The sequence below is a fragment of the Lentzea aerocolonigenes genome (assembly GCF_000974445.1).
GTDB classification, from domain to species: Bacteria; Actinomycetota; Actinomycetes; order Mycobacteriales; family Pseudonocardiaceae; genus Lentzea; species Lentzea aerocolonigenes.
In genome coordinates this window covers 1-15,571 of the sequence record NZ_BBOJ01000027.1, presented here as the reverse complement: position 1 = coordinate 15,571, position 15,571 = coordinate 1, and the positions used below count along the sequence as shown (strand labels likewise).

The window sequence follows — 15,571 nt, the reverse complement described above, 5'->3', positions numbered from 1 at the left end:
GTTTTCTGTACGGCGCTGCTCAGGCCACTATGTCCGGAGGCCACGAGGAGGCGGTGGGTGTGTCGGTGCTGGTGCGTCTGCTGGGCGAGTTCAGCGCTGAAGCCGACGGGCAGCCGGTGGATCTGGGCACACCGAGACAGCGGTGCGTGCTGGCGGCTCTGGCGGTCGACGCCGGGCGGGTCGTACCGGTCGACAGGGTGGTCGAGCGGGTCTGGGGCGCCGACGCGGAACCACGGACGCGGTCGACGTTGCACAACTACATCTCCCGGCTGCGCCGTGCGTTGAGCGGCCCCGACGGCGTGACCATCGTGCGCCGCTCCGGTGGCTACGCCCTGTCGGAGCCCGTGACGGACCTGCACAGGTTCCGCGACCTGCGTGCCGCGGCCGATGCGGAAGCCGACGACGAGCAGACGGCTCAACTGCTGACTCGCGCGCTGCAGTTGTGGCGCGGACACGCGTTGACCGGCGTGCACGGTGAGTGGGCCGAAGCGGAAGGCGACCGGCTCGAGCAGGAACGGCTGGCCGCGCAGCACGAGCTGACCACCGTGCGGCTGCGCCTGGGCCAGGGCGTCGACCTGGTGGTCGAGCTCGCCGCACGAGCCGCCGAACACCCGTTGGACGAGCTGGTCGCGGGCCAGTTCATGCTGGCGCTGCACCAGGCAGGACGCACCGCGGACGCTCTGGAGCACCACCAACGGCTGAGGAAACGGCTGGTCGAGGAACTGGGCGCCGATCCCAGCCCCGCGCTCCAGGAGGTGCACCAGCGGATCCTGACCGCCGATCCCGCGCTGTCCCTCGTCGCGACGGGAACGCGTCCACCCCGGGTGGTGCCCGCCCAGCTGTCGGCCGCACCGACACGGTTCGCCGGCCGCGTGGCCCAGCTGGCCGAGCTCGACCGCGCCCTCACCACCGCGATCAGCGGCACCGGCGGCATCGGCAAGACCTGGCTCGCTCTCACGTGGGCACACCTGAACCTGCACCGCTTCCCGGACGGGCAGCTGGCGGTGGACCTGCGCGGCTTCAGCCCCGGTGATCCCAAGGACGCCACCGACGTGCTCGCCGGCTTCCTGACCGCACTGGGTGTCGACCGCAGGCACCAGCCGCAGGACCCGGACGCCCTCGCCGCGCTCTACCGCAGTCACACGGCCGGCAAACGGATGCTGGTCCTGCTGGACAACGCCGCCGCTCCCGACCAGGTCGTGCCGCTGCTGCCCGGCGGAAGCTCCTGCACCGTCCTGATCACCAGCCGCCACCGGCTCACCGCACTGCTCACCCGTCACGGCGCACACCCCGTCAACCTCGACGTGCTGACCGACACCGAAGCCCGCGCCCTGTTGAGCACGGCGATCGATGACGGCGAAGCGATCACCGAACTGATCGGCCTGTGCGGTGGGCTCCCGCTGGCGCTCGGACTGGTCGCCGCCCGCATCCGCAGCCAGCCGGACCTGCTGCACGACCTCGTCACCGAACTGCGCGACCTCGGCCTGGCCGCCCTGGACTCCGACGACCCCGACGCGAGCCTGCCCACCGTCCTGTCGTGGTCCCTGCGGCACCTCACCGACCAGCAACGCACCCTGTTCGGACTGCTGGGCATCGCACCGGGTCCCGACACCACCCTGCCCGCCGCGGCCGCTCTCACCGGCCTGCCCCCGGCCGCGGCGCGCAAGGCGTTGTCGGCGCTGGAGGAAGCGTCGTTGCTGGAACGGCGGCCGCACGGGCGGTACGGCATGCACGACCTGGTCCAGGAGTACGCCGCCACCATCGCTCACGAACTGCCCGGCCACGTGCGGGAAGCGGCCCTGACGCGGGTGATGGACTTCCACCTGCACACCGCCCACGCCGCCGACCGCCTCCTGGAACCGCACCGCCAGCCCGTGGAACTCGACCCACCGGCCGTCCAGCCGCACCCGCTGCCCGACGCCGCCGCCGCGATGGCCTGGCTGCAGGCCGAATACGCCACGCTGCTGGCCACCCAGCGCACCGCGATCTCCCGCGGCGACCACCACACCGTCTGGCACCTCGCCCGGACGATGGACACCTTCCACCTCCGCCGCGGGTACGTGCACGACGCGATCGCCGTGTGGCGAGCGGCCCTGGACGCCGCACAGCACCTGCCGGATCCCGCCACCCGCAGCCGCGCCTTCAGAAACCTCGGCCGCGCCCACGCCCGGCTGGGCTCGTACGAAGAGGCCATCGGTCACCTGGACCAGGCTCTCGCCGTGGCCGCGCGGCACCGAGACGTTCCCGAACACGCGCTCACCCACCGGGTGCTCGCCGTGATCTGGGGAGAACGGGGTGACGACCGGCGCGCCATGGACCACGCTCGTCGCGCCCTCGACCTCTACCGCACCATCGACGCGCCGGTGTGGGAAGCCCACGCGCTCAACGCGGTGGGCTGGCACGCCGCGAACCTGGGCGACTTCGGCACCGCCCACGACCACTGCAACGCCGCCTTCGCCCTGTACCAACGCCACCGCGACGCCACTGGTGAGGGTGCCAACCAGCACAGTCTCGGGTTCATCGCCCACGGCCTCGGCGACCACCGGCAGTCGGTCGCCCACTACCTCCAGGCCCTCACGCTGTTCAGGGGGATGGGCAACGACTACGTGGCGGCGGAACTGCTCGACAAGATCGGCCGGCCCCACCTCGCCCTCGGGCACCACGACCAGGCCCGCGAAGCGTGGCGCGAAGCAGTGGAGCTGTACCGGCGACAAGGCCGCGACGACGCCGCCGAGCGCGTGCAACGCCAACTCGACGATCTCGACGGGAATCCACTATCTGGAACGCGCTTAAATGCGTTGCACGGCCGTCCGCCCGTCACATAACTTGGGCCCATCAACACAGCGAGAGATCAACCGGAGGAAGACATGCTTGCCAAGGCGGAGCTTGCGGGATGGCGAATTCTCGCCCTCATCGCCGGCGGTCTGCTGGCGGTGGCGTGGGGCTCCACGCCATGACCTGATCCCCAGGTCATGACCTCGGAGCCGCCCACGGGAAACCCTGGGCGGTTTTCTTTTTGCAACCCAACAATGCCGACGAGCTTCGGAAGCGGAACGGATTCCAAACCCGTTTCCCGAGGGTTCGACTCCTTCCGTCGGTGCTGCCAGAAAAACACGCGGTCGTGGTGAACTCGGCGGACACGTCGGTCTTCCAAACCGAAGCAGAGGGTTCGATGCCCTCCGGCCGCTCGCTCGAAGTGGATCTAGCCCAACTGGTAGAGGCACATGGTTGAGGGCCATGACAGTCGGGGTTCGACTCCCCGGATCCGCACGCCCCTGTAGCCCAACGGAAGAGGCAACGCGCTCAGAACGCGTCCAGTCCAGGTTCGAATCCCGGTGGGGGCACGCAGACAACTGAACAACGGGGGACGCGCCGGTGCGCAGACGATCCTTGCAAGATCGCCGTGGAGGGTTCGACACCCTCGTCTTCCACTTCCGTCCCGTAGCTCAGCCGGTGAGAGCGTCCGTCTGATACGCGGCAGGTCCCAGGTTCAAGTCCTGGCGGGACGACCAACGTACAAAGGAAGCCGTGGATCACAGCAGCAGACCGATCTCCGCGGCCGGCGCCCTGTTCTTCGACGAGGCAGGGCGCGTCCTGCTCGTCGAACCGACCTACAAGCCGAACTGGGACATCCCCGGCGGCGTGATCGAACACGGCGAGACTCCGCGCGAAGCCTGCAAACGCGAGGTCGAGGAAGAGCTGGGCCTCGTCAGGGAACCCGGCCGCCTGCTCGTGGTCGACTGGGCACCGCGCGACGACGACCGCGTGCTCTTCGTGTTCGAAGGCGGCGTTCTCACCGCTCAGGACGAAATCCGGCTCCAGGCCGAAGAGCTGAAGTCGTACGAGTTCGTGCCGCCGGAAGAGGCCGGGCGACGCCTGATCCCCAGGCTCGCGCGCCGCGTCACCCAAGCGCTGCGAGCCCGGGAGTCAGGCGAGACCCGTTATCTCGAACACGGCGTCAGCCTGCCGGGCTCAAGGCCGGAAGGTCCCCGTTGAACGGCTGAAGCGCGGTGCGACGGTGTGCTGCCCGGACGAGGGCGCTGCCGAGGAGCACGTGACTGATCATGATCGGGTAGATCACGGCGCGCTCGAACAGTCCGATGTTCCACAGCCAGCCGGTCAGCGCGTTGGCCATGAAGGCGGGGAACGCGACCAGGCCCACCATCCCCAGCAGGACGCTCGCGACGCCGCGGCCCCGGCTCAGGCCGATCCGGGCACCACTGGCTCCGACGACGACCGCCATCAGGTTTCCCGCGACCATCACGCTCTGTGCGCCGAGGGTGTGGAACGCGATCAGTCCGTTCGCCACGTTCTCGTTGGATCCCTGGAAGATCCCCACGAGGGACACACCGACACCGGACAGGACCGCCAGCGCGATGATCGCTGTCGGCCGCACACCCTTGCGCGCGTCGAAGGTGAGGAACGCGCCGATGACGAGCATCACGCCGTAGAGGACCCAGCCGATGTCCATGGCGGCTCCCAGCGGGGAGTTGCCGACCTGTCCGAACGCGACCTCGCTCGGACCTGTCAGGCCCAGGTGGCTGACCCAGTTGTACAGCGGCGAGTAGTGCGGTTCCTGCCACGCCGCCGCCGTGACGAGTTCCTCGGCCCACGACACCAGCGGGCCGAGGAAGATCAGGAGTGCTCCGGCGCGGGCGGCGGGACCGGAGCGGACGATCGGCCTCACGCGAGTGCCATTCCCGGGACACGGGCGCGGATGGCGTTCATGGTCGCCTCGTCGGAGACGCCCTGCCAGTCGTAGCGCGGGGTGTAAGGGGCGGTGAGGGCTCGCACGTCGTCATCGGTGAGGTCGACGTCCAGCGACGCGATCGCGTCGTCGATCTGCGCGATCGACCCGGCGCCGACCAGCGGAGCGGTGACCACCGGCTGGCGGTGCAGCCAGGCCAGTGCGACGGCCGCGCGACTCACGCCGTGGGCGGCCGCGACCTTGCCGACGGCGTCGACGATGGCGCGGTTCGACGCTTCCTGCTCCGGGGAGTAGAGGAGGTCCGCGTAAGCGGCGTCGGTTTCGGAACGGGCGGTGGACCTCGCGTCGTCCCAGCCGCGGGCGAGCCGGCCGCGGGCGAGAGGGCTCCAGATGATGGTCCCGACCCCCTCGTCCAGGCAGAGCGGGATCATCTCGCGTTCTTCCTCGCGGGCGAGCAGGTTGTAGTGGTTCTGCATGGAGGAGAACCACGTCCAGCCGTGCAGCTTCTGCAGGTGCAGGGCCTTCGCGAACTCCCAGGCGAACATCGACGACGCCCCGAGGTAGCGCACCTTGCCGGCCTTCACGAGGTCGTGCAGTGCTTCGAGGGTCTCCTCGAGCGGCGTCGAGTGATCGTTGCGGTGCACCTGGTAGAGGTCGATGTGGTCGGTGCCGAGCCGGCGCAGCGAGTGGTCGACCTCGGTCATGACCGCCTTGCGGGACAAGCCTTTCCCGTTCGGGCCTGGGCGCATCGGGTGGCGCAGCTTGGTCGCGATCACGACGTCGTCGCGGTTCGCGAAGTCGCGCAGCGCACGTCCGAGGATCTCCTCGCTGGAGCCGTTCGAGTACATGTTCGCGGTGTCGAAGAAGTTGATGCCCGCGTCCAGAGCGTGCCTGATCAGGGGGCGGGCGTCGGCTTCGCCGAGTGACCAGACGGGGTGGCCGTTTCCGGGTTCGCCGTAGGTCATCGCGCCGATCGCGACGGGGGAGACGTCGAGGCCCGTGCTCCCGAGCTTCACATAACGCATGGAGGGTGCCTTCCGAGAGGCCGAACTCGCGGAGGATCCTCCGCAAGTGGCCGCAAAACTAGCGGAGGATCCTCCGCGAGTCAATCGGAGGGCATCATTGGGCCATGACCGACGAGACGCCGAGCACCTACGGCACGCAGCGCAAAGCCGCCGCGCGCAACCGTGTCGCGATCATCGAGGCTGCTCACGAGCTGTTCGCGGACAACCCGCTGGTGCCGTTGAGCGAGGTCGCCAAACGCGCCGGGGTCGGAGCGGGGACGCTGTACCGCCACTTCCCGACCCGCGAAGACCTGATCCTCGCGGCTTACCAGCACGACATCGAACGTCTGACCATCGCCGCCGACGAGGTGCTGGCGCGTCACTCGTCGGCCAAGGCCGCGTTCGTCGAGTGGTTCGAGACGCTGTCGGCCTACATCCGCATCAAGCACGGTCTCGGTGACGCGCTGCACGGCGCCGCGGCCCAGGAAATGATCGACGCCTCGTGGGGGCCCGCCACCGCGGCCGTGACGAAGCTGGTCGACGCCTGCGTGGCCGAGGGCGCCATCGCCCCCGGCCACGACCCGGCGGACATCATCATGCTCATGAGCTTCTTGTGGCGCGTCCCTAACAACGACGACGGCGTGACCCAGGGCCGGCGTCTGATCGCCGCCGTCTTCTCGGGCCTGAAGGAATCGCCGCAGCCCTTCGAGGCTCAGGCGTAGACGCGTTCCACGAACGACGCCAGCTGGTCCTCCGGCAGGTGCCGGGCGAGGTCCGCCTCCGACACCATGCCCACCAGCCGGTGGTTGTCGATCACCGGCAACCGCCGGATCTGGTTGTCTCCCATCGTCTCCAGCACGTGCGCCAGCGAGTCGTCCGCGTCGACCCAGTGCACGTGCCCGCCGAACTCGCTCACGCGGGTCGTCGCCAGGTCCATCCCGGCGGCGACGGCCCTGATCACGATGTCGCGGTCGGTGATGATTCCGTGCAGCCGGTCGTCCTTGCCGCAGATCGGCAGGGATCCGACGTCGAGGTCCCGCATCATGCGGGCGGCCTCGACGAGGCTCGCGTCCTCGTTCACGCACTGCACTCCGGGGTGCATGATCTCGCGTGCTGTGGTCACAACCTCCTCCTTTTCTCGCCCGTCCACAGGATCCGCCCGGCCGAACCACCCTGCAGGGTGGACCGCTGAACGGCCTAGACCCTTGCGGGCTCAACGGCCCAAAGTGCTACTCTCTGTGGTCCTACGGTTACGCAGTTGCTATCTCCGGGGGCCCGCGATGAGGCTGTTGGCGGAACTGACCGACGATCCCTGGAGCGGCCTTTCACCGTCCGTGTACGAGACGGGCAGGCTCGTCGCCCTCGCGCCCTGGTTGACCGGCCACGAGGCCAGGGTCCGGTACCTCCTCGACACCCAGCACGCCGACGGCACGTGGGGCGGTCCCGGTGAATACGCCCTGGTCCCGACGTTGAGCGTGGTCGACGCGCTCCAGGACCACCCGGCGGCACGCAGAGGACTCCAGGCGCTCCGCACACTCCTGACCCGTCCGCTGAAGCTGCCGGACACGGTCGCGGTCGAGCTCATCGTCCCCGCCCTCGCCGAGAGACTCGGGCTGCGCACACCGCTCGACCCGCGTCCGCTGCACGCGCTGAGACAACGTCCGCTGCCCGAAAAGCTCTGGCACACCCTGGAGATCTTCGGCCCGCGCCCCGAGGTGACCGCCGTCGACGGCATCGTCGCGGCGAGCCCCGCCGCCACCGCGGTTCAGCTGGGAGGTCCCAGACCGGGCAGGAGCCTCGACTACCTCGAAGCCGTCCAGCGCAGGCACGGCGGACCCGTCCCGGCCGGTGTGCCGGTTCCGCTGTTCGAACGTTCCTGGATCATCGTCGCGCTGAAGTCCGCCGGTCTCGACGTCCCGGACGCGATGACGGACCAGATCAGGGCCGCGTTCACCCGGCACGGCGCGGCCGGCGGACCCGGACTTCCCGCCGACGCCGACGACACCGCCACCGCACTGCACGCCCTGGCGTTGTGCGACAGCCCGCGCCCCACCGAAACCCTCGCCCGCTACCGCGAAGCACGGCACTTCGCCTGCTTCCCGAACGAGCGCACACCGTCGACCAGTACGAACGCCCACGCACTCCAGGCGATCGGCCACGACCGGCAACTGGAGGAGTGGCTGCGCGACATGCAGGAACGCGGCGGCTACTGGCTCGACAAGTGGCACGCCTCGCCGTACTACGCCACGGCGTGCGTCACGAACGCCTTGCGGGGCAACGACAAGGCCGTCGACTGGGTCCTGAGCACGCAGAACGCCGACGGCTCGTGGGGCCGTTGGGAAGGCACCTACGAGGAAACCGCCTACGCCATCCGGATCCTGTCCCACTCGCGCGCCGACGTCAGCAGGGCGATCACCCGCGGCGCGAAGTTCATGCAGGAGTGGGGAAACCGCCCGCACCCGCCGCTGTGGCACGACAAAGACCTCTACACCCCGACGAGAATCGTGCGGGCCGAAGGTCTGGCCGCGCTCCACCTCGCGTGCGCGGTGTGCCGATGAACCGGGCCGAGCTGAGGTTCACGCTGCGGCTGATCCCGTTCCTGGACTCGGTGGAGGGCTTCGAGGACGGCCTGGTCAAGCTCGCGGACCGGCGTTGGCTCGCCTGGCACCCGGACGTCGTGTCGGCGTTGTTCCGCAACGACCGCGCCCTGCGCCACCCGCCGAGCCGCACGCTGAGTCCGTTGCTGGGCAACCGATCCGTGCTCTGGCTGGACGGCGCCGAGCACACCGCGTACCGCCGCACCCTCACACCCCTGTTGCGCGGCAACAGGTATCAGGCGCTGGTCGACGAGGTGGTCGAACGTGCGATCGCCGAGCTGCCGAGCGATCCCGTCGGTCTCGCCGCCTGGACGCGCACCCTCACGCTGCGGATCATCGGCCGCATCGTCTTCGGCGTCGACGACGACGAGCTGCTGGCCGCGTTCACCCGCTGGCTGGACCGCCGTCTCGGCAGCCGTGTCCGCACGCTCGCGCACCGCTACCTCGCCCGCGGCACCACCAGGTTCGACCCGGACCTCGACCGGATGCTGCTGCACCGCGCCCGCACCGCCGAACCACCGGCGCTCGCCGCCTGCCTGCCCGAGGAGGACCTGCGCGACCAGGTCGTCTCCCTGCTGTTCGCGGGCCACGAGACGACAGCGTCCGCGACCGCGTGGACGTTGTACTGGATCGACCGCACGCCCGGTCTGGCCGAAGAGCTCACCGACGAGGCGTTGCTCGACGCCACGATCGCCGAGTCGCTGCGGCTGTCCCCGCCCGCGACGCTCGCCGGCAACCGGATGAGCGGCGAAGGCATGGTGATCACCCCGAGCATCTACCTCGCGCACCGCCGGGCCGCGACCTATGCCGATCCGCACGTCTTCGACCCCGGCCGCGCCCAACCACCACCAGGCGCGTTCTTCCCGTTCGGCGGGGGAGTGCGGCGCTGTCCCGGCAAGGACCTGGCACTGCTGGAGATCCGCACGATCGTCACGGCTCTGCTGCGGCACCGGCACGTCCGGCTCAGCCCGGCCGACTGCACACCCCAGCTGCGGGGCGCCGCGATGGCACCGCCGCCGAGCCTCGCGATGGTGGCCACGTGCCGGCGTTGACCTACCTCCACCGGCTGGAACACCCGTTCGGCACGCACTACGCGTGCTGCGCGGCCTGGGGTGCCTGCTACGCGACGAGGTTCGACCTCGCCGTCGTGATCGCGGTGCTCGCGAACTTCGTCGCGATCATCTCCGGCAACCCGCTCAACGCCTACGCCGACGTCCGCAACGACATCCACACCGCCGAGAAACGCCATCTGGCCCAGGCGGTGCAGGAGATCGGCGCCGGCAGGGTCCTCGCGCTGGCGATCTTCGAGATGGTCTTCGCGCTCGCGCTGGCGATCGCGGTGTCGTGGAGGGTGGCGATCGGTGTCGGGCTGATCCTGGTGCTGTACCTGGCTTACAACCTCGAACCGGTCAGGCTGAAACGGCGCGGGTACTCCGGCCCGGTGGTGCTGGCGATCGCCGCCGGTCTGCTGCCGAGCGTGACCGCCTACGCGGCAGCCGGGGGACAGGCTGATCCCGCGGTGTGGCTGGTCTTCTCCGGCGTCGCCGCGCTCGCGACCGGCCGGGCGCTGTGGTGGGCCGTTCCCGACCGCGCCGGCGACGCCCGCGTCGGCTCACGAACCCCGGCCGTCGCGTACGGCACGAGACACGCGATCAACGCGACCACGCAGCTCACGGTCGGCGGGTTGCTGCTGGTCGGAGGCGGTCTGTGGTTCCGGTTCGGGCTGGTGTGGGCTGCGGTGGGCGTGGCGGCGTGCTCGGCGTTCCTGATCGCACGGGACATGCCGACGGCCAGGCAGCAGCTGCGGTACGGCATGTCCATGGCCGTCATGGCGACGATCGTGCTGGCGACGATCCCTTTGCTCGCCTAGTTCTTGCGCGCGAGCCCGCCGCATCCCTGGAAGTTCTCCGGGTTGCGGTCCTGCACCTCGCCGGGATCCGGTTCCCACAACGGAATCGGCACCACACCCGGCGACAGGATCTCCATGCCGTCGAAGAGCTGCACGACCTGTTCCGGGTAGCGGAACGTGAACGCGGGCAACGGCTGGTCCTCGTACATCGCGCCGAAAAGCCCCACCGCGGCCAGCATGAACGGGTCGCGGCACGTGTGCGACAGCCCGAGGTAGCTCCCCGGCGCCAACGCGTCCATGTACCCGGCCAGCACCTTGTGCGGTTCGGCGCTGTCCGGGACGAAGTGCAGCACGTCCAGCACCAGCACGGCGACCGGCTCCGACAGGTCCAGCGTCGTGCGGACCTCCGCCGAGCCGAGCACCTCGTCCGGGTCGCAGAGGTCCGCGCACAGGTAGGAGACGTTCGGGTGGTTCGCGACGAGCTCACGGCCCTCGCTCGCCACGGCCGGGTCGATCTCGACGTACACCACGCGCGCGTCGGGCGCGACGAGGTGCACGTTGTCCGCGGTGGGCAGGCCGGAACCGAGGTCGAGGAACTGGCGCACGCCCAGTGAGGTCAGTCTCCTGACGACTCTGCCCAGGTACGAGCGGTGCGTGCGGCACAGGTACGGCAGGTGCGGCGCCGCGGACACGAGGTGGGCCGCCAGCTCCTGGTCGGCCTCCGTGTTGTGGGTGCCACCGAGCCAGTAATCCCTGACCCGTGCGGTGTTGGGTTTCTCCGGACCGTTCACTCCCGGTGCCCAGATGGGGGTGGCCACGTGCACTAACTACCGGATCCCGGCTTGGAGGCACACCAAGCCGACCCGAGGTGTACACGATCGTATTAATCGCAGTCGAATGGATCTCAGACCGGCGAGGTCTGCGCCACGAGAAACCCCACGACGTCGTCCAGCCTGCCGCGACGCGCGAACGCCCTGCGCTGCCTCGCCGCGCCCGTGCCGTCGAGCAGCAACCGGTCGATGCCGTCGCTGACCATCTCGTAGTCGCCGGAGAACTCCAGCGCCGGCCGCACCCACCGCAGCAACGACGCGGCGATCGTGGACGCGGGCGTCGGCGAACCGGTCACCGGGTCGATGCCGAAGCCCGCCAGGCCGTCGCGCGCCGCACGCCACATCGCGACCTTCAGCAGGTGCGGCGGGATCTTCTCGGGCGCGGCACCGGAAGTCAGCGCCGTGGTGGCGATTCCCCGCACGAGGGCGGCCATCAGCACCGCTTCCTCCACCGTCGGCGCGACGTCGGACACCCGGAGCTCGAGCGTTGGGTGGCGGGCGGAGAGCCGCACGTCCCAGTAGAGCATCCCGGCGTCCATCGCCGCGCCGCTCGCGACGATCTCCTCCCGTGCCGCGTAGTACTCGGCCGCGGAGTCGAAGTGCGGCGGCGCACCCGAAGTGGGCCAACGGTTCCAGACCACGTAACGCCAGCTCGCGTACCCGGTGTCGCCGTCGAGCCAGTACGGGGAGTTGGCACCGAGCGCCAGCAGGGTCGGCAACCACGGCCGCAGGTGGTTGCTCACGAAGATCTTCGACTCGTCGTCGGGGAGCCCGACGTGCACGTGACAGCCGCAGATCGCGAGGTCGTTGGTGAGCGCGCCCATCTCCTGCGCCATCCGGTGGTAGCGCGGGGAGTTCGTCAACGGCGTGGGCATCGTGAGGCCCAGCACCGGCGTTCCGGTCGCGGCGAGCCTGGCGTCGTGCCGCGCGGCCCGTTCGATCAACGCACGCCGCGCCACGGCGAGCTCGTCCCGCAGCACGCCCATGTCCGTGCAGATGCCGCTGGCCGATTCCACCTGGTACTGCGCGATTTCCGGCTGCAGGTCGACCTGGTAGCGGTCTGCTCCGGTGAGCACTTCGTTGGCACGGTTGGCCAAGTGGCCCGTGGAAGCCTCGACGAGAACGAATTCTTCTTCCACCCCAACGGTGAGGAGGCCGTCCATGCTCGTGCGTTGCGCGGGTACCGATTGAGTTCTGCTGCCGACCTGCACGCCGAACCTCCTGTGCGCTGTGTAGCGACAACGATGCTATGAGTGATCAGCTCGTCGCACAGGAGGCGTTTGGTTGTACTTGTTCAACTCACCGCGCGTTGCACGGCACCACGCAGCACGTCACGTCGTTCACTGCCTGGGCGTCCCATGACCCAGCTGGACCCGGCGAGCGACTTCGCGTGCTCCTTGACTGGTGCCAGCAACCGCGACACCTCGCGATACGACCCCACTGACCCCGCGGCACAGATAAGGGTCGCAAGAGAGAGGGTGATGTGTCGTCCCTCCGCCGTGTACGGCTTGTCGAGCAAACGGGCGGACAACGGCACCGTTTCGTCGAGCCCGGCGAGGACGAGGAAGTCGTCGCCGCCCACGTGCCCGACCTGCACGCCGGGGAACGCGTGCGCGAGCTCGGCCAGGTCGTGCCCGATCTCGCGGATCAGGTCGTCGCCCGCCGCGAACCCGACCGTGTCGTTGACCAGCTTGAAGCTGTCGACGTCCAGCCACGACACGGCGAAGATCTCGCCGAGCCCGATGCGCCGGTCGACCTCCTTCGCGATCGCGTCGCTGCCGGGCAGCCGGGTCAGCGGGCTCAACGCCGCGGCCTGCTCGACCTTGAGCTCGGCGACACCGCGCACAACGTCCGCAACGCGCACAACACCCATGCACCGCTCGTTGTGGTCCACGACGATGAGGTCGTCGTTCGTGCGTTCACGGTTCGCACCGGCCACGACGTCGAGCAGGTCGAGCGCCGATGACTCGGTACTGATGATGTGGGGCTTGTCCGCGAGGCGTGCGGCTTCTCGCTTCGCATGCAGTGCATGCCCGTACGGCCCGGTAACGGCGAGAAGGAACCTGTTGCGGTCCACGGACCACTTGGGGCGACCCTCGTCGTCGACGAGCACCACGCCCGTGACGGCCGGTTGGCTCGCCAGCACCTCACGCACCTCTTCGCTCGTGGCGTGTTCCGGCAACGTGGTGGCGGGGTGCAAGAAGTCGGTCACCCTGGGGCCGGCGCTCCGGCGGATCTCACCCGTCTCCGTCACGGCCTCCGGCGCGATGCGGGCGTTCACCGCAGGTCTTCGCTGCGGCGGCGCGAGCATGTTGCCCTGCGCGTGCCCGACGCCGAGTTTGCGCAGGTAGGTCAGCTCGGCCTCGGTCTCCACCCCCTCGGCGACGACCTGGCCGCCCGTGTACTCGCCCAGGTGCACCAACGACCGCACCAGCGCACCGCGCGCGGCGTCGTCGGGCAACGTCCGGACGATCTCGCGGTCGAGCTTGATGAAGTCCGGCGCGGCGCTCGTGAGCAGGCCGAGCGGCACGTCGCCCTCGCCCACGCAGTCGAGCGCGATGCGGAAGCCGTTGTTGCGCAACGTCTGCAGGCCGCGGGCGAGCCGGGCGCGGTTGGCCCGCGAGTACGGTTCGCCCACCTCGACGACGATGCTGTCGGGGGAGCGGCGGGCGTCCCTGAGCGCGCCGTAGAGCGGCGCCATGATCTCGGGCTTGTCCGCCACCGTGATCGCGAGCAGGTTGACGTGCAACGGCAGCATGAGGTCGAAGTCGGCCGCGGAACGAATGGCGCGGCAGGCGAGGCCGACGTCGGCGTTCGCCAGCAGACCGGCCTGGAAGGCGGCCTGGAGAAGATCCTGCACGCTGCCGTCGTGCGGCCTGGCGAGAGCCTCCACCGCGACGACGCCCCCGGTGTTCAGGTTGAACAGCGGCTGGAAGGCGAACCTGACGTCATCCAGCAATGCGGGCACGTCTCAAATCGTGCAGGCACGAATGAACAGCTCCAAGCGGGTTCACCAGGTGTTCATCATCTTGGCGCGAAGACGCCACGGTGCCGCGCGGAACAACGCCGCCATCGCGGCCGCCGTACCGCGTACGTCCTCACGGCCGGACAGGTAGGCACGCTGCAGTTCTTCTTCGAGTTGGAAGAACAGCTCGAAGAAGTCCCTCGTCTCGTTGGCGTCCATGCGGAGCAGCGCTTCCAGGCCACGCCTGCGCAGTGCATGCACCACGCGCGCGTTGCGGGACCATATGACGTGCTTGGGGTCGTCGCCGGCCTTGATGGCCTGGGCGACCTTCGGGGCGAGGCTCAGCGAGGTGGCGACGCTGTAACCGGTCGCCGGGTGGATGAAGCCTGCTGCTGCGCCGAACGCACGGCCGTTGGCTCTCGGTGCGTCCAGAGGGAAGCGGACGCGTTCCTCCTGCAGGCCTGGTTCGAGCCTGCGGTGGAGACGTTCGCGCAGCTCGCCGAGGGGTATGCCGGGCCGGCGGGCCAGGCAGGTCTCCTCCACGAGGCGCCGGTTGCCGCCGAGCGGGACCTCGTAGAGGAACGTGTCGCCGTCGCGCCAGTCCATCAGCGTCGTATCGGTCCTGTCCGACTCGATGACCGTGCCTACGGCCGTTTGCTCGGCACGGCCCTTGCGCGCGCCGGTGGCGTTGAACGTGTACCGCGCATCGGTGGGGCGCTTCAGGACCGTGACCGTGTCGGGGAGTTCGTGCAGCCGTGCATTGTCGAGGACGACATAGGTGCGTGGGATCAGATGCTCTTCATGCGCGTAGGCACGCACCACCGTGCTCGTAGCGGCTACCGGTGTGTGTAGGGGGAGCTCGTCGGCCCACGCGCCGTAGGTGGCCGTCCACACACGGTCCTGGCGATCGACGATCGCGGTGTCGAGACCTTCGTGCGCGCACGCGCGGGCGAGCGCGCGACCTGCCGGGCCGCCACCGATCACAAGGACGTCGTACACAGGTCCATGATTGACCTTGTGGCCAAGACCTTCCGTCAGACCCTCATCCGCCGTGTCGGCAACGTCGTCGTGAGTCGCGCAGTCTCTCTCGGGATCGCTCCCTCCTACTACGTGCTGCTGACTATCCGCGGCCGCCGCAGTGGTCAGGAACGGACGATCCCCATCCGCCTGATGCGCCACGACGGGCAGGAGTGGCTTGTCGCGCCGTACGGCGTTCGCGACTGGGTGCGCAACGCACGGGCAGCCGGCGAAGCGGTCCTGCGAAGGGGACGCAGGTCACGTTCAGTTCGTTTGACGGAGGTTTCCGCGGCCGTCGCGGCGCCCGTGCTGGCCGCATACGTGCGCAAGGAGCCCGTGACGAGGCCTTTCTTCGACGCGAAGGTCGGTGACGCCGTCTCGGCGTTCGAAGCGGAGGCCGGCCGCCATCCGGTCTTCCAGGTCACGAACATGCAGGTCAGCGGCGGTGCGGGCGCTTAGGTGACCCCCCGATTTGGAGATCGAAACACCCCCGTGTAATGTTCTCCAAGTCAGAGCGACACGGGCCGGAAAACAAGCCGGAACGAGCCTGACAAACACAAAGCCCCGGAAGTAAACCAGCGAAAAGCTGGTGTGACTGCGG

The 15,571-nt window shown here is 69.3% G+C and carries 14 protein-coding genes and 4 tRNA genes; 11 read left to right on the top strand and 7 right to left on the bottom strand.

The window, feature by feature from the left end; genetic code table 11:
* The first annotated feature begins 29 nt into the window (after positions 1-29).
* The 6 genes from AOM45_RS40830 to AOM45_RS40805 all read left to right on the top strand — a co-directional run bounded on the left by AOM45_RS40830 (position 30) and on the right by AOM45_RS40805 (position 3,996).
* Positions 30-2,825, top strand: coding sequence for an AfsR/SARP family transcriptional regulator (locus tag AOM45_RS40830; protein WP_081902423.1), 2,796 nt, complete (start codon positions 30-32; stop codon positions 2,823-2,825).
* Positions 2,826-3,115: 290 nt separating this feature from the next.
* Positions 3,116-3,188, top strand: a tRNA-Gly gene (locus AOM45_RS40825).
* A gap of 8 nt (positions 3,189-3,196) precedes the next feature.
* Positions 3,197-3,270 (top strand) — tRNA-Leu (locus AOM45_RS40820).
* Position 3,271: 1 nt separating this feature from the next.
* Positions 3,272-3,344 (top strand) — tRNA-Leu (locus tag AOM45_RS40815).
* Positions 3,345-3,435: 91 nt separating this feature from the next.
* Positions 3,436-3,512: transfer RNA gene (locus tag AOM45_RS40810), tRNA-Ile, on the top strand.
* Between the two features lie 16 nt (positions 3,513-3,528).
* Positions 3,529-3,996 carry an NUDIX domain-containing protein gene (locus AOM45_RS40805; RefSeq protein WP_030470340.1) on the top strand — a complete coding sequence of 156 codons (468 nt, stop codon included), beginning with the start codon at positions 3,529-3,531 and terminating at the stop codon, positions 3,994-3,996.
* Here AOM45_RS40805 and AOM45_RS40800 read toward each other — a convergent pair.
* A complete protein-coding gene (locus AOM45_RS40800; protein ID WP_030470341.1) occupies positions 3,959-4,687 on the bottom strand; it encodes a DUF998 domain-containing protein in 729 nt (242 codons plus the stop codon). The genes AOM45_RS40805 and AOM45_RS40800 overlap by 38 nt on opposite strands.
* Entirely contained in the window at positions 4,684-5,733 is a 1,050-nt protein-coding gene (locus tag AOM45_RS40795; protein WP_030470342.1) for an aldo/keto reductase, read from the bottom strand. Before AOM45_RS40795 ends, AOM45_RS40800 begins: the two co-directional genes overlap by 4 nt.
* 104 nt (positions 5,734-5,837) lie before the next feature.
* Between AOM45_RS40795 and AOM45_RS40790 the strand changes: the two genes are divergently transcribed.
* Entirely contained in the window at positions 5,838-6,434 is a 597-nt protein-coding gene (locus AOM45_RS40790; RefSeq protein WP_030470343.1) for a TetR/AcrR family transcriptional regulator, read from the top strand.
* Here the strand turns inward: AOM45_RS40790 and AOM45_RS40785 are convergent.
* On the bottom strand, positions 6,425-6,835 hold the full coding sequence (locus AOM45_RS40785) for a CBS domain-containing protein (RefSeq protein WP_030470344.1): 411 nt from the start codon (positions 6,833-6,835) through the stop codon (positions 6,425-6,427). The two genes, AOM45_RS40790 and AOM45_RS40785, sit on opposite strands and share 10 nt — an antisense overlap.
* Before the next feature lie 157 nt (positions 6,836-6,992).
* On the opposite strand from AOM45_RS40785, the gene AOM45_RS40780 reads away from it, so the two are divergent.
* Genes AOM45_RS40780 through AOM45_RS40770 form a run of 3 tightly spaced genes read left to right on the top strand, consistent with a single transcriptional unit; the run spans position 6,993 to position 10,179 of the window.
* Positions 6,993-8,270, top strand: a complete 1,278-nt coding sequence (locus tag AOM45_RS40780) for a prenyltransferase/squalene oxidase repeat-containing protein (protein WP_051784151.1) — start codon at positions 6,993-6,995, stop codon at positions 8,268-8,270.
* On the top strand, positions 8,267-9,361 hold the full coding sequence (locus AOM45_RS40775) for a cytochrome P450 (protein ID WP_030470346.1): 1,095 nt from the start codon (positions 8,267-8,269) through the stop codon (positions 9,359-9,361). Before AOM45_RS40780 ends, AOM45_RS40775 begins: the two co-directional genes overlap by 4 nt.
* Complete coding sequence (locus tag AOM45_RS40770) at positions 9,349-10,179, top strand: UbiA prenyltransferase family protein (protein WP_030470347.1); 831 nt, start codon at positions 9,349-9,351, stop codon at positions 10,177-10,179. Before AOM45_RS40775 ends, AOM45_RS40770 begins: the two co-directional genes overlap by 13 nt.
* Here the strand turns inward: AOM45_RS40770 and AOM45_RS40765 are convergent.
* The 4 genes from AOM45_RS40765 to AOM45_RS40750 all read right to left on the bottom strand — a co-directional run bounded on the left by AOM45_RS40765 (position 10,176) and on the right by AOM45_RS40750 (position 14,952).
* Complete coding sequence (locus AOM45_RS40765; RefSeq protein ID WP_063757119.1) at positions 10,176-10,976, bottom strand: SAM-dependent methyltransferase; 801 nt, start codon at positions 10,974-10,976, stop codon at positions 10,176-10,178. The two genes, AOM45_RS40770 and AOM45_RS40765, sit on opposite strands and share 4 nt — an antisense overlap.
* Before the next feature lie 86 nt (positions 10,977-11,062).
* Complete coding sequence (locus tag AOM45_RS40760) at positions 11,063-12,151, bottom strand: carboxylate-amine ligase (protein WP_030470349.1); 1,089 nt, start codon at positions 12,149-12,151, stop codon at positions 11,063-11,065.
* A 131-nt stretch (positions 12,152-12,282) separates the two neighbouring features.
* Complete coding sequence (locus AOM45_RS40755) at positions 12,283-13,956, bottom strand: GGDEF domain-containing protein (RefSeq protein ID WP_030470350.1); 1,674 nt, start codon at positions 13,954-13,956, stop codon at positions 12,283-12,285.
* A 42-nt stretch (positions 13,957-13,998) separates the two neighbouring features.
* Positions 13,999-14,952: a lycopene cyclase family protein gene (locus AOM45_RS40750; protein WP_030470351.1), complete on the bottom strand. Its 954-nt coding sequence runs from the start codon at positions 14,950-14,952 to the stop codon at positions 13,999-14,001.
* 18 nt (positions 14,953-14,970) lie between these two features.
* Between AOM45_RS40750 and AOM45_RS40745 the strand changes: the two genes are divergently transcribed.
* A complete protein-coding gene (locus tag AOM45_RS40745; protein ID WP_051784154.1) occupies positions 14,971-15,429 on the top strand; it encodes a nitroreductase family deazaflavin-dependent oxidoreductase in 459 nt (152 codons plus the stop codon).
* The last annotated feature ends 142 nt before the right edge of the window (positions 15,430-15,571 follow it).

Excerpts from the sequence above, each read along its gene's own strand:
- AOM45_RS40830 (WP_081902423.1), top strand. The coding sequence starts at position 30 with ATGTCCGGAGGCCACGAGGAGGCGGTGGGTGTGTCGGTGCTGGTGCGT.
- AOM45_RS40795 (WP_030470342.1), bottom strand. The coding sequence starts at position 5,733 with ATGCGTTATGTGAAGCTCGGGAGCACGGGCCTCGACGTCTCCCCCGTC.
- AOM45_RS40790 (WP_030470343.1), top strand. The coding sequence starts at position 5,838 with ATGACCGACGAGACGCCGAGCACCTACGGCACGCAGCGCAAAGCCGCC.
- AOM45_RS40780 (WP_051784151.1), top strand. The coding sequence starts at position 6,993 with ATGAGGCTGTTGGCGGAACTGACCGACGATCCCTGGAGCGGCCTTTCA.
- AOM45_RS40775 (WP_030470346.1), top strand. The coding sequence starts at position 8,267 with ATGAACCGGGCCGAGCTGAGGTTCACGCTGCGGCTGATCCCGTTCCTG.
- AOM45_RS40760 (WP_030470349.1), bottom strand. The coding sequence starts at position 12,151 with ATGGACGGCCTCCTCACCGTTGGGGTGGAAGAAGAATTCGTTCTCGTC.